We start from the raw sequence: 12823 nt of genomic DNA, 5'->3' as shown, positions 1-12823 counted from the left end.
GAAAGGAAGTTATTACTCATGGCAACAAACTTAGATACACGACATGAAGTAGGTCTTAAAAAATTAAACGAGTTCACGGATGTCAATTCGGCACAGTCGACACATGAAAAAATCGCTGAATCATTAAAAGATATCGCACCTGCTGTCGGTGAATGGATCACGGATTTTGCTTACGGTGAAGTTTACAGCCGGAACGGACTTGTTAACCGCGACCGGGCGATCGTCACGATTGCTTCCCTTGTCACCCAAGGGACGGAACCGCAACTTGCCCTTCATATCAATACCGGTCTGACAGCTGGATTAACAGGCAACGAGATCGTTGAAGCCATCATGCACCTTGTTCCCTACACAGGATTCCCGCGTGTCCTGAATGCACTCGAAGTCGCCAAAGTCGTCTTTGCCGAACGTGGCGTTACCGTTGATCCGGCTTAATTAAAAGAGGATGAGCCGCATGCAACGCAGGGTATACTCTTAGTACAAGGGAGCGATGCCACATGCAGTATGCACTCATCACGGATTTGCACAGTTCATTGCCCGACACCCGGGCTGTCCTAAAAGACATTCAGACGACCGCGCCAAATGCGGTCGTTTTTTCACTCGGCGATGTCCATGAATGTCATATCGGAAAAAAACGTGCGAAACGGTATGTGTTTGAAGAAATCGAACATGTCGTGACACTGGATCCGGATTTTTTGAAGCTGGTTTTTTTTGAAACCTTACTCGGAAATCAGGAAGAACGGTTGTTTTCCCTCATCCCGGTCGGAGTGTCGCGTGTTCTCGACCAACTCCGCTTATCCGATCGGACAAAACAACTGGCGTCCGCCCGCTTCATTCACGGCGACCAGCTGAAGTGGAGTTACGACTTAACGCCTGACACATCCGAATATCCGGACCGGCTGTTGTTTTTTGGACACAGTCATGTCCGGGGATTGTTCAAAAACGGAAAACGATTGGTCGTCCATCCCGGCATTCCGATTTCAATCAAGCGTGGACGTTACGCGATCAACGTCGGACCCGTTCTCGTCGAACGTGAATGGTTGCTCTATGATACGACTGCCGAGACGATCACTTTTTATCGTGCCCGCTAACTAAACAACCCCCCGCCTCGATTCACTGTACAGTGAGGAGACGGGGGGTTTCTGCGTTTTCGTATGTTTTACAAGTAACGGACGAGTGACGCACGGACTAAATCGACTTGTGTGAACTCCGTTTTATCCGCAAACTGATTCACGACACGACGGACTTCACCTTGGCGACGGACGAAGCTTGTCGGCACCGGTGTTTTCCGGACGATTTGCTCATACAACGTCGTCAATTGATGATCATCGATGACCGTCGTCATTTGATCAAGGAATAACAAGACATGCAGGCGGTTCAGGTAATCCCACGGCTTATCTTCCGAGCGGAATTCATTACGTGCCAACCATTTCTTCAGACCAATCGCATCGATTTGGTTTAATGTTTCTTTTGTGCGTGGCGCTTTCCAAAGTGCCAACAGCTCACCTAATTTTTTACGTGTCTGTTTTTTCACCATGAAGAATTCGAAATTTCCTTTTGTTTCGAGTGCATCACCGCTGATCGGCGCAATTTGATCCGCTCCGGGTGCTGTCACGAAATCAAATACGAAATCGACCGATTCTCCCGGAAGCCATGCTGCGACTTTTCCATGGAAGTCTGCAATGAAAGCAACTGATGCTGCCAAATCTTCCTGGTTCATTTGTGTAGAAGCGTGCTGCAACCGTTCCATTGTCTCTTTGTTCATATAATAACCCCATCTTTAATCTGATTTACTTACATTTCTTCTGGAGCACCGACACCAAGCAGGCGTAATCCTTCCGTCAATACAATCGTAACCGATTTTACGAGTGCAAGGCGAGATTGTTTTTCTGCGTCGTCTTCTAAAACACGGACTTGTCCGTAATATTTGTTGAAACTTTGTGCTAAGTCCAGCACGTACCGGCTGATGATCGAAGGCTCGCGGCGTGTAAACGCACGGTCAATCACGGTCGAGAACTGGTTCAGCATCGACACGACGCCCCATGAGTAATCGTCCGCACTTCCGGCAAACGCTGAACCGTCGTATTCCCCTTTACGCAATAATGAATTTGCCCGTGCATTCGTATATTGGACGTACGGACCCGTTTCTCCTTCAAACTTCAGCATTTGTTCGAGATCAAATTCAATGTTGTTCATCCGCTCATTTTTAAGATCATGGAAAATAACAGCGCCGACACCCACTTCACGTGCCGTCTGCTCCGCATTCGCCAGGTTAGGATTTTTCTCGGCGATGTTCTGTTTTGCAACATTGATTGCATCCTGAAGGACTTCTTCTAAGAGAACGATCCGCCCCTTACGTGTCGACATCTTTTTGCCGTCTTTCATGATCAGACCAAACGGTACATGGTGCATACCGTCGACATTTTCAAAGCCAAGTTTTTTCAAGACCGCAAATAATTGCTTGAAGTGCAACGCTTGTTCACCGCCGACAACATAAAAGGCTTGCTCAAAACCGTATGTCTCAAGACGATAGACGGCAGCTGCCAAATCACGTGTCGCATACAACGTCGCTCCGTCTTTTTTCTTGATCAAGGCAGGAGGCATTCCTTCTGCTTCGAGGTCGACGACCATCGCACCTTCCGACTCGACCAGCAACTCCTTTTCTTCAAGCAGATCGATGACGTGTTGCATCTTGTCATTGTAGAAGGCTTCCCCGTTCAAGCTGTCGAAGCTGACACCCAGCATTTCATACACACGGTTGAATTCAACAAGTGACACTTCGCGGAACCATGTCCAAAGTGCCGTCGCCTGCTCGTCACCCTGTTCGAGTTTTTTGAACCAGGCACGACCTTCATCTTCTAAGCCCGGGTTTTCTTCCGCCTCTTCGTGGAAACGAACGTACAGTTTAAGCAATTCTTTAATTGGCTCAGCGCGGACATCTTCTTCCTTGCCCCACATGTTGTAAGCAACCATCAGCTTGCCGAACTGTGTTCCCCAGTCTCCGAGGTGATTGATGCCGACGACTTCGTATCCTTTTTTCCGTGAAATCTGGTTCAATGCGTTTCCGATGACCGTTGAACGGAGGTGCCCCATTGAAAACGGCTTCGCGATGTTCGGAGACGAGAAGTCAGTGACGATCGTTTTTCCGGTCGGCTCACTTGAACCGTATGCCTGTTGTTCGTCTAACACACGTTTGACGATTTCACGCGAAACGATTTCCCGGTTTAAGAAGACGTTGACGTATGGTCCGGCAGCCTGAACGTTTGAAAAAAGTGGATTATCGATTTTTTCAGCCAGTTCCGTCGCAATCATCATCGGTGCTTTCCGGAATGCTTTCGCGAGTTGGAAACAAGGGAAAGCCAAATCTCCATGGTCCTCATGTTTCGGTTGTTCAATCAGTTGTTCAATCTCTTGTTGCGACAACGCATCACCGATCACGCTGTGTAATACTTCCGCATATTGTTGCTTATAACTCATGTTATTCCCTCCAACAGTTTATTTTTTCCAATAAAAAACGCCCTTTGCGCAACACGCAAAGAGACGGAATGACCGCGGTACCACTCTTCTTGGTGTCGACGGTGCGACACCCACTTTAACTGGGGATAACGGGGGTCCCCCGGCTACGCCTGATCAGGTTGATTCGGATAGCATCTCGGAAGTGCGTTTCACGGTTTTTCAATCCATTCAGGCTTCCACCATTCCCTGATTCGCTGGTCGATCAAATGATTCCGTTACTTTCTTCGTCATTGATTGTTTGATATCTTCCACATTATACGCAATCCGCTTCATTCTCTCAACCTTATTTTTTTGTAAATCCCTCATCATAATTTCCACAAAACGGGTATAAGTAGGGAAGGACTGTTAAAGGAGGGGACGCATTGTGGTCTACTATCAAAAAGTGGCACGGACGAGTTGGCTTGTGTTGTGTCTCGTTGCCGGTCTGCTCACCTTTGCTTTACTCGCACGTCCGACGCTGATGGACTTTCCACTTTCTTTTGGTAATGCCGTCTATCTTCTGGCACTCATCATTTTATTCCAATTCGATAACGTCCGTCGTGGCGGAATTTATTATACCTTTCAAGAGGGTATCATCTTGTTCATCTTCCTCAACTATGGTTTGTTGCCGTCGATCCTGCTCAGCCAAATCGGCATCATCATCTTTCAAGTTTTCTCTCATAAAAAAGAAATCCGTCTCAAACGATTTTTATACTTGTATCCGATCAACGTCTTGTTTGATTTGTTTTATCTCGCTTGTCCATCACTCGTTTACTTGGCGCTCGGCGGCCCGATCGGCACTGGATTCACGTACTCGGAAGCGATTATTCCTTTTTTAGGATACTTGACGGCGGTCATGCTCGTTTCTTACGTGCAGTGCCGTTTCGTCAATCGTGTCCTCTATCTGAAATACGATTGGATCCACCTTGTCCGTTTGCAGACGCTCGTTTACGGGACGAGCATGCTGTGTGCGTTTCTCGGCATCTGGTTTTATGATGAAAATCCGCTCATCGCTGCTTCCGTCTCGGCCCTGATCTTGCTTTTGTTCAAACGGTTGCTTCAGCAACGGGGCGTGACGATCGAAGCCAACGAAAATGCCAAACGATTTGACGATGCGAAAGAGCACCTCTTGATTTCCCGTTTCGAACGCGAGACGATCGACTCGTTATTGATTGATTTGCCCCAACTGATTGACTTTTCGGAAGGCTGGATTTCGATTCAACAGCAACGGAAACAAATCATCTACAACATCCGGACAAAGACGGTCATCGATGTCCTTCCCTTGTTTCATTCGTTGTCGGCCGAGCAGCTTCAGACGCCCATCATCCACGGTCTCCGGTTTGATTGGGGGAAAGACATCCAAATCGATTTGCCGGTCGACCGTCATTCGATGCTCGCCATTCCTTCGATCACGAACGAAGACGTCGATGTATCGATTGTGTTGTTTCATCAAATAGCCGATGCCTACGATGAGGCAAAGGCGGATGAGTTGTCGCGTTTACTGCGGATTTTCTGTCGTTCGTTGCATCGCTCCCAGGAAACGCATCAACTCTATGCTGAAAGTCGAACCGATGCGTTGACGGAACTGTCCAACAGCCGTGCTTTTTATGAAGAGGGTGCCTATCAATTCAACTCCGACCGTTATCCGTTGTCGATTGTTCTGTTCGACATCGATCACTTTAAGTACGTCAATGACACGTATGGTCATAAAGTCGGCGATCTCGTCCTTCGTGAACTCGGACGCCGTATCCGGTCCTTGCAGCAAACACGGCAGGATGTTTTTGCCGCCCGTTACGGTGGAGAAGAGTTTGTGCTCTTACTCCACCAGTGTCCGCAGAAGCAGGCGATTGATTTCGCAGAGATCATTCGTCATGCTGTTCTTGACCGCCCTTTTTTGGTCGACGGACACCGCTTATCGATCACAATCAGTCTCGGCGTCGATACGGTCGAGCATCCGGGTGAACGGACCTTTGAAGAGTCGCTTCGTCAAGCCGATCATGCCCTTTATGTCGGCGGCAAACATAACGGTCGAAACTGTACCGCCCATTACGCTAATCTTTGAAAGGTCGTGACTACTTTGTCCATTATTGAAATCGAACACACCATCCCGATGCTGAAATCACCTCGCACCATCCGGATTTACCGCCCGACGGAACTGTCAGCCGAAGAAGCACTCCCTGTCATCTACATGCACGACGGGCAAAATGTGTTCAGCGGCGAAACCGCGTCCTTCGGAAAAGGCTGGGAAGTCCATCATGCGTTGCATACGGTCAAGTTGCATGCGATGATTGTCGCCATCGACAGCCCGGACGACGGGATGGATCGATATGACGAATATGCCCCTTGGACGGATGAAGCTCTGCTCATGCGCACCGCCTATCCTTCCCACCGGACAACGATTGGCGGAAACGGCAAGCAGTATATGGACTGGATCGTCCACGAATTAAAACCGCATATCGACACACATTACGCGACGATCCCGACCGACACGACCATGATCGGGAGTTCGATGGGCGGCGTGATTTCACTTTATGGATTATTCGCCTATCCTGAAATCATCACACGTGTCGCCGCCTTGTCGACCGCCGGCTGGGCCAACTTCTCCTCCTTACTGGAGTTCATCGAACGCAGCCCCCGTCTATCGGAACAGCATCGTTGCTACATGGATGTCGGCACCAAAGAAGTCAGTGGACCGATGACCGAAAATGACTATTTACACACGAATGATGTGCTCGCCAAAGCGGTACAGAAAAAAGTCGACAGCGCGACCTATACTGTCATTCCAAATGCCGTTCACCACGAAACGGAATGGGCCAAACGGATGCCGGATATTCTCCGCTTCTTGTTTTCATCGTAAAAAAAACAGGCTGGCGGCATTCCCCGTGAGGATGCCGTCAGCCTGTTCTGATTGGTTGTGTTTATTTAACGAGCGCTTCCGCCTGTTCTTTGATATAACGATTCCGCGGATGCTCACGGCATTCATCTGAACAAGACCGCATCACTTTCGGTTCGCAGTCCTCGCAACAGAAGTGTTGACGATTACATTCCGGGTTCGCACAATTCACATAACGTGTCTCGTCTTTCCCGCAGTAGTAACATGTCGAGACGACGGTCGGGTTGACTTCATTGACAGGTACTTGTACACGTTCATCAAACACATACAATTCGCCTTCCCAGTCTTCTCCACGTGTCGCTTCATCTTTTCCATACATGACGACGCCGCCCTTAAGGTGGAAGATGTCATCACTGTTTTGACGTTTCCGGAAGTAGGCCGTGAATTTTTCACAGCGGACACCGCCCGTGCAATACGTCAGGACTTTTTTCCCTTCAAACAGGTGCTCATTTTCATCGAGCCATTGTGGAAATTCCCGTGATGCGTCCACGTCGACTTTGACGGCATTTTTAAAATGCCCGAGATCGTATTCATAGTTGTTCCGGACATCCAAGATGACGACATCTTCATTTTGCATCATGTTTTTCCACTCAGCCGGTTCGAGATAGGCTGCATGTTCTTCCGGCACGTTGAATTCATCTTCAAAACGCCATGTCACGAGCTCACTCTTGTAACGGACAAAGATTTTTTTGAAGGCATGCTCGTCGACCTCATCGATTTTGAACTCGATATCACTAAACCGTGGGTCCGCAAGCAAGTCTTGCATGTACTGTTCTGTCTGTTCGACCGTTCCGGACAACGTTCCGTTGATTCCTTCCGGTGCGATCAAGATTCTTCCTTTGATGCCGAGCTCTTTGCAATAGGCAAGATGCTCCTTTGTTACTTGTTCCGCATTGTCGATTGGAACATACTTATAAAATAATAGTACGCGATAAGGTTTCATAATCCTCATTGGCCCCCATGTCAGTTTTTTGCAGTAAAACGAACGTTGGCGAACGAAGCGTCATAGCTATTAGCTAGCTGGGAACGCCTGCAAAACGCACCCATTTAAGTATGATACCAACTTCGTTTGAATTGTACAATTGCTATGTTACGGATCACGATTACATAATGTCTCTCCCTTTCTGACGACGAAAGAGTTAAAATAGAAGATAGCAGTTTATTTTGTAAGGAGGATTTCGAATGCTCCAAACCGTCCGTCAGTGGATTGAACAGATGATTACGTTTCTTCAGGATCTTCCAGGCGGAGCTTCGACTGGATTAATCGCCCCGTTTCTTGAATCCTTGTTTCCATTCCTTCCGTTAGTCTTGATCATTTCTGCTAACGCAGCAACATATGGTTTTTGGATGGGTGTGTTAGTCTCGTGGGTCGGAAGTATGCTTGGTTCACTTGTCGTTTTCGCTTGTATTCGTTATTTATTTCGCCGCCCCGTCACACGGTGGCTTGAACAACATAAAGGCGCACAACAATGGATTGAACGTGTCCGGCATATGAGTCCGATTTCACTCGGGTTTTTCTTCTCACTCCCGTTCATGCCGGCATTCATCATTACATCCATTTCGGCGATGATTCAGCTGTCGCTTCGGACGTACTTGATTGCGGCCGGAGCCGGTCGATTGATTGTCGTCATCATCTTTTCCTTAATCGGTAAAGAATGGTCGACTTTTTTAGAACGACCGATTCGACTTGTTTTCCTGTTCCTGATTTTACTCGCCATCTGGGGAGTCAGCCGCGGAGTGGAAGAAATCATTAAACGGCGTGCCCTTGCCCGTCGTTCGAAAGTGCTCCGCGAGATTGAGCAAGACATCGAACACAATAATAAATAACTTATCCGCACAAAGCGACAGACCTCTTTTATCCTTAAAGAGATCTGTCGCTTTTAAGTGATTGAACGGTCAGGTTTTGCGTCCATTTAGACACAGGACTTTTGAATCATTTTCTCCAACCATTACTATACTTAAATATCGTTCACATTTTGTTCAACATTGGAAACGCTTACATTAAATTGGTAAGACCAATATTAGTATAATTTCATGATTTCCCTTCATTAAATTAGGATAGATTTTCCAACAAGACTGTCTCTATAATGAATTTAAATTCATTTTTAAAGGAGGCGTCCCTATGCACCAAGTATCGGAATCGACGAAGACGGAGACGACACGCTCCGCACAGACGATTGTCGAAAGTGCTTCATTTCGACAACTGATGCACGAAAAGAACAGCTTTATCATCCCTGCGATTCTGTTTTGTCTTGTCTTTTATTTTACCCTCCCTGTCATGACGAGCTATTTTACATTTTTAAATCAACCGCTGATCGGAGATATCACAGGTGCTTGGCTATTTGCTTTCCTTCAATTCATCATGACGTGGACGTTCTGTACCCTCTATAACAAAAAAGCCCGTTCGTTTGACCGATTGGTCGAACAGATCAAGGAGGAGTCCCGATGAATTATACAGCTGTCGCTCTGTTTGCAGCGATTGTCGGTTTGACACTCGTCATTACATATTTTGCTGCCCGTAAGACCAAAACAGCCAATGACTTTTATACAGCGGACGGCGGGCTGACCGGAGCCCAAAACGGAATGGCCATCGCCGGAGATTACATGTCGGCTGCTTCCTTTTTAGGAATTGCCGGTATGATTGCCCTAGCCGGTTTTGATGGATTTTTTTATTCGATTGGTTTCCTCGTCGCTTATCTCGTAGTACTCTATCTCGTCGCTGAACCGTTGCGAAATTTAGGGAAATATACAATGGCGGATATGATCGCAGCCCGTTTCAACGCTTCCAAAGTCCGGGGTGTCGCCGCGATGAACTCGATCGTCATCTCGATTTTCTATATGATCGCCCAGCTCGTCGGAGCCGGTGCCTTGATTGAACTGTTGCTAGGTATCCCGTACACAACGAGTGTCATCATCGTCGGTATCCTGATGACGGTCTACGTCGTCTTTGGCGGTATGACCGCAACGTCGTGGGTACAGATCATCAAGGCCGTGCTCTTGATGGCCGGAACAGCCGTCATCTCCTTTATGGTATTTGCGAAGTTTGATTTTTCAATCATGAAGATGTTTTCCGAAGTCAAACAAGCGACACCACTCGGCGATTCGTTCTTGAATCCAGGGAATAAGTTTAAGCTGCCGCTTGATACGATTTCCTTGAACTTGGCGCTTGTCCTCGGAACAGCCGGACTGCCGCATATCTTAATTCGTTTTTTCACCGTCAAGGATGCACCAACTGCCCGTAAATCCGTTGTGTATGCAACATGGATCATCGGTGCGTTTTATATCTTAACGATTTTCCTTGGTTTTGGAGCTGCCGCGTTTGTCGGTTCGGAAGATATCATTGCCGCAAACGCTGCCGGAAACATGGCAGCCCCTCTGCTTGCTCAAGCACTCGGCGGCGACTTACTCTTTGCCTTCGTAGCTGCCGTCGCCTTTGCGACGATCCTCGCCGTAGTTGCCGGACTGGTCCTGTCTGCCGCTTCCGCCTTTGCCCATGACTTCTACAGTCACATCTTACGTAAAGGACAAGCGACGGAAAAAGAACAAATGACGGCTGCTCGGCTGGCATCGATTGCCGTCGCGCTCGTTTCAATGGTCTTGGCCCTGTTTGCCCAATCCATGAACGTCGCCTTCTTGGTGTCGCTTGCCTTTGCTGTTGCGGCAAGTGCCAATTTACCCGTCATTCTGCTTACGATTTTCTGGCGCCGTTTCAGTACTGGCGGAGCCGTCACCGGAATGATGGTTGGACTTTTTTCTTCTCTGATTCTCGTTGTGCTCAGTCCGAATATCTGGGCAGTCGACGGTTCAGCCTTGTTCGTCGGGGAAGCTCTATTCCCGCTGGCGAATCCAGGAATCGTCTCGATTCCACTTGGTTTTCTAGGTGCGATCATCGGGACGCTTGTTACAAAATCCGACGAGGTTGCCGGTAACTTCGAACGGATTCTCGTCAAAGCCAATACCGGCATCGATACAGCGACAGAAGTCGCTGCATCCAAAGAATAATCCCCTCGACGGCTCCTTCAACCCCCTTGAAGGAGCCGTTCCCTTTTACATTTTGCAGGTAGATTGCCATACTTACCGTATTATAGATCGTGAAAGGAATGGCATAGATGGACTTTTATTATTTTTTACCTCTCGGATTTTTCATTGGCATCATCTCTGGTTTTTTCGGAATCGGCGGCGGAATCATTCTGACTCCGTTATTGTTGATTCTCGGTTTTGCACCAAGTGTCGCCATCGCGACGAGTTTGATGCTGACATTGGGCTCGACGGTCTCCGGTACGCTGTCCCATCTCCGTTTAAAAAACGTCGTTTGGCGTGACAGTCTGGTTGTCGGTTTAGTCGGCATCATCGGTTCTACCATTGCTACTCCCATCGTTCTTCGATTGGAGGAAGTGAACGGGGCGCATCTGGTCATCTCGATCGTCTACATCGGTCTGTTATTGTACTTCGCCAATAAATTCTTGCGCCCCAAATCAACGACCGGTCCTCAGACAGGTTGGAAAAACCGCTATCTTGCCCTTGCTTTCATCGGCTTGTTCGCCGGTTTCATCTCGTCTTTACTCGGGGTCAGCGGTGGATTCATCATCACGCCGTTACTGGTCGGGATTGCCGGTTATGAACTCAAGCGTGCCGTCGGAACCAGTATCGCCTCTGCGTTATTGATTGTGTTATCCGGTCTCGTCAACTACACGGTCGCGAGTACCGATGTTGACCTCCTCGTCGGTATCATGCTGATCATCGGCGCCTTGCTCGGTGCGCCGATCGGTGCCAAACAGTTGGCCCATTTTGAGAGTGCCTTCGTCAAAAAATATTTGGGCATCTTCTATTTGACGGTTGCATTGAGTGTGCTTCTAGAAGTGCTTCATTTCAATGTTGCTTCCTTGATTGTGCTGATTGCTCTCAGTCTCATCTTTTTATTGACCCTGGTCGTCTATGGTCGAAGACGTTCTGCGAAACGGTAACTCATTTTCTTATACGCGACTTGCGCAAAACTTCATCTGCAAAAAAACGAGGACGACAGATTTTAAATCTGCCGTCCTCGTTTCTCGTTTCATCATGCTACCCGTCGAATCGTTCCCGCCTCATATTGTTTCGTATGATCGATGACGATTTTTGACAGCAACAACATACCGATTAAGTTCGGTATCATCATCAGCCCATTCGCGATATCCGCAACCAGCCAAAGCGGCTCCAGATTCGCCACCGCACCGTAACATGCAGCAACCGCAAAAACGATCCGGTACGCTTCATTCAAACGTGTCGCACCACTCAAATACTCCAAACATTTTTCTCCGTAGACGTACCATCCGATAATCGTCGAATAGCCGAAGAAGAACACCGAAAAAGCAACAATCCAGGCTCCGCTTGATCCAAGGACACTTGTAAAGGCGGCTGAAGTCAATGCTGCGCCAGACAGAGATGCATCGTGGGCAACACCCGATAATTCCCCACCCGTCGGATCCCAAAAACCGGTCGTCATCAACACGAGCGCTGTCATCGTACAGACGATGATGGTCACGATGAACGTACTGGTCATCGAAATCAACCCTTGTTCCGCCGGACGTTCACTTTTGGCCGAACCTGCAATCAAGGCAGCCGTTCCAAGCCCTGCTTCGTTCGTGAAGATTCCGCGTGCGACCCCAACTTGCATCGCGACCATGATGGAAATACCCGTGAACGCCCCCGCCGGCGCAAGCGGTTCAAACGCATATTGCACAATCAATCCAAGTGCCGGTAACACTTGATCCGCCTGAATGACTAAAATCAAGAGTGCAGCACAGATGTAGAGCAGACTCATCAAGGGTACAAAAATCGTCGAGATCGAGCTGATCCGTTCCAATCCGCCTCGGATTGAAAAGTAGACCGCAATCGCCAAGAGAATCCCGAATGCAAGCAACGGAACGTGGAACGTCTGATTCAATACTGTCGACATCGCGTTAGCTTGAACCGTATTCCCGACACCAAACGACGCGATTAAACCGAAAATCGCAAAGGCAACCGCTAGCGGTTTAAATCCTTTTCCAAGCCCTTTTTCAATGTAATACATCGGTCCACTGACCACTTCCCCACGATCATTTCGTTCGCGGTAAAGAATCGCAAGTAAACTTTCGGCGTATTTGGTCGCCATTCCAATCAATCCGATGACCCACATCCAAAAGACAGCACCCGGTCCACCCATCGTCAGAGCGACGGCAATACCCGCAATGTTCCCGTTTCCGATTGTCGCAGCAAGTGATGTCATCAGCATTTGAAAACTGCTGATTTCCCCTTTACCATGCTCAGATTTCGTCAACGCCAGACGAAACGCTTGTTTTAATCGCCGAAATTGTAAGCCGCGTAAACGAATCGTAAAGTACAGTCCTGTCCCGACCAACAAGACCATGCTGGGAATCCCCCAGATCCATGAAGAAATTAGTTGTAACACATCCATATTCG

General features: G+C 48.2%; 12 protein-coding genes and 1 other annotated feature. Of the genes, 8 read left to right on the top strand and 4 right to left on the bottom strand.

What is annotated here, in order from left to right:
• Window positions 1–18: 18 nt before the first annotated feature.
• Both P397_RS0102145 and P397_RS0102140 read left to right on the top strand, forming a co-directional pair.
• Window positions 19–432, top strand: coding sequence for a carboxymuconolactone decarboxylase family protein (locus P397_RS0102145; RefSeq protein ID WP_026831760.1), 414 nt, complete (start codon window positions 19–21; stop codon window positions 430–432).
• Window positions 433–494: 62 nt separating this feature from the next.
• The gene (locus P397_RS0102140; RefSeq protein WP_028105473.1) at window positions 495–1088 is read left to right on the top strand and encodes a metallophosphoesterase family protein; all 594 of its coding nucleotides are present in this window, start codon (window positions 495–497) and stop codon (window positions 1086–1088) included.
• Between the two features lie 68 nt (window positions 1089–1156).
• Here the strand turns inward: P397_RS0102140 and P397_RS0102135 are convergent, their stop codons facing one another.
• Both P397_RS0102135 and argS read right to left on the bottom strand, forming a co-directional pair.
• Entirely contained in the window at window positions 1157–1762 is a 606-nt protein-coding gene (locus P397_RS0102135) for a hypothetical protein (RefSeq protein ID WP_026831758.1), read from the bottom strand.
• 29 nt (window positions 1763–1791) lie between these two features.
• On the bottom strand, window positions 1792–3474 hold the full coding sequence (argS, locus tag P397_RS0102130) for an arginine--tRNA ligase (protein ID WP_026831757.1): 1683 nt from the start codon (window positions 3472–3474) through the stop codon (window positions 1792–1794).
• A 56-nt stretch (window positions 3475–3530) separates the two neighbouring features.
• Window positions 3531–3753: a binding site (T-box leader), on the bottom strand.
• 124 nt (window positions 3754–3877) lie between these two features.
• On the opposite strand from argS, the gene P397_RS0102120 reads away from it, so the two are divergent.
• Both P397_RS0102120 and P397_RS0102115 read left to right on the top strand, forming a co-directional pair.
• Complete coding sequence (locus tag P397_RS0102120; protein WP_028105472.1) at window positions 3878–5554, top strand: GGDEF domain-containing protein; 1677 nt, start codon at window positions 3878–3880, stop codon at window positions 5552–5554.
• Window positions 5555–5569: 15 nt separating this feature from the next.
• Entirely contained in the window at window positions 5570–6349 is a 780-nt protein-coding gene (locus tag P397_RS0102115; protein WP_028105471.1) for an alpha/beta hydrolase, read from the top strand.
• Window positions 6350–6410: 61 nt separating this feature from the next.
• Here P397_RS0102115 and trhO read toward each other — a convergent pair whose 3' ends face one another.
• A complete protein-coding gene (trhO, locus tag P397_RS0102110; RefSeq protein ID WP_035387556.1) occupies window positions 6411–7328 on the bottom strand; it encodes an oxygen-dependent tRNA uridine(34) hydroxylase TrhO in 918 nt (305 codons plus the stop codon).
• A gap of 239 nt (window positions 7329–7567) precedes the next feature.
• Between trhO and P397_RS0102105 the strand changes: the two genes are divergently transcribed.
• The 4 genes from P397_RS0102105 (at window position 7568) to P397_RS0102090 (ending at window position 11349) form a co-directional block, all read left to right on the top strand.
• Entirely contained in the window at window positions 7568–8212 is a 645-nt protein-coding gene (locus P397_RS0102105) for a TVP38/TMEM64 family protein (RefSeq protein ID WP_026831753.1), read from the top strand.
• A gap of 295 nt (window positions 8213–8507) precedes the next feature.
• A complete protein-coding gene (locus tag P397_RS0102100) occupies window positions 8508–8834 on the top strand; it encodes a DUF485 domain-containing protein (RefSeq protein WP_028105470.1) in 327 nt (108 codons plus the stop codon).
• Window positions 8831–10387, top strand: a complete 1557-nt coding sequence (locus tag P397_RS0102095) for a solute symporter family protein (protein ID WP_028105469.1) — start codon at window positions 8831–8833, stop codon at window positions 10385–10387. The genes P397_RS0102100 and P397_RS0102095 overlap by 4 nt, the downstream gene beginning before the upstream one ends.
• A gap of 107 nt (window positions 10388–10494) precedes the next feature.
• Entirely contained in the window at window positions 10495–11349 is an 855-nt protein-coding gene (locus P397_RS0102090; protein WP_028105468.1) for a sulfite exporter TauE/SafE family protein, read from the top strand.
• A gap of 92 nt (window positions 11350–11441) precedes the next feature.
• Here P397_RS0102090 and P397_RS0102085 read toward each other — a convergent pair whose 3' ends face one another.
• Window positions 11442–12818 (bottom strand): alanine/glycine:cation symporter family protein, encoded by a 1377-nt coding sequence (locus P397_RS0102085; protein WP_028105467.1) that lies wholly within the window; start codon window positions 12816–12818, stop codon window positions 11442–11444.
• Between the last annotated feature and the right edge of the window lie 5 nt (window positions 12819–12823).

The organism is Exiguobacterium undae DSM 14481 (assembly GCF_000620805.1).
Lineage (GTDB): Bacteria > Bacillota > Bacilli > Exiguobacteriales > Exiguobacteriaceae > Exiguobacterium_A > Exiguobacterium_A undae.
This window is presented reverse-complemented; position numbering and strand designations above follow the sequence as displayed.

What these genes read in the sequence shown, in the direction of transcription:
- P397_RS0102090 (WP_028105468.1), top strand. Translation starts at nt 10,495, where the DNA reads ATGGACTTTTATTATTTTTTACCTCTCGGATTTTTCATTGGCATCATC.
- P397_RS0102085 (WP_028105467.1), bottom strand. Translation starts at nt 12,818, where the DNA reads ATGGATGTGTTACAACTAATTTCTTCATGGATCTGGGGGATTCCCAGC.
- P397_RS0102100 (WP_028105470.1), top strand. Translation starts at nt 8,508, where the DNA reads ATGCACCAAGTATCGGAATCGACGAAGACGGAGACGACACGCTCCGCA.
- trhO (WP_035387556.1), bottom strand. Translation starts at nt 7,328, where the DNA reads ATGAAACCTTATCGCGTACTATTATTTTATAAGTATGTTCCAATCGAC.
- P397_RS0102095 (WP_028105469.1), top strand. Translation starts at nt 8,831, where the DNA reads ATGAATTATACAGCTGTCGCTCTGTTTGCAGCGATTGTCGGTTTGACA.
- P397_RS0102145 (WP_026831760.1), top strand. Translation starts at nt 19, where the DNA reads ATGGCAACAAACTTAGATACACGACATGAAGTAGGTCTTAAAAAATTA.
- P397_RS0102135 (WP_026831758.1), bottom strand. Translation starts at nt 1,762, where the DNA reads ATGAACAAAGAGACAATGGAACGGTTGCAGCACGCTTCTACACAAATG.
- P397_RS0102105 (WP_026831753.1), top strand. Translation starts at nt 7,568, where the DNA reads ATGCTCCAAACCGTCCGTCAGTGGATTGAACAGATGATTACGTTTCTT.
- argS (WP_026831757.1), bottom strand. Translation starts at nt 3,474, where the DNA reads ATGAGTTATAAGCAACAATATGCGGAAGTATTACACAGCGTGATCGGT.
- P397_RS0102140 (WP_028105473.1), top strand. Translation starts at nt 495, where the DNA reads ATGCAGTATGCACTCATCACGGATTTGCACAGTTCATTGCCCGACACC.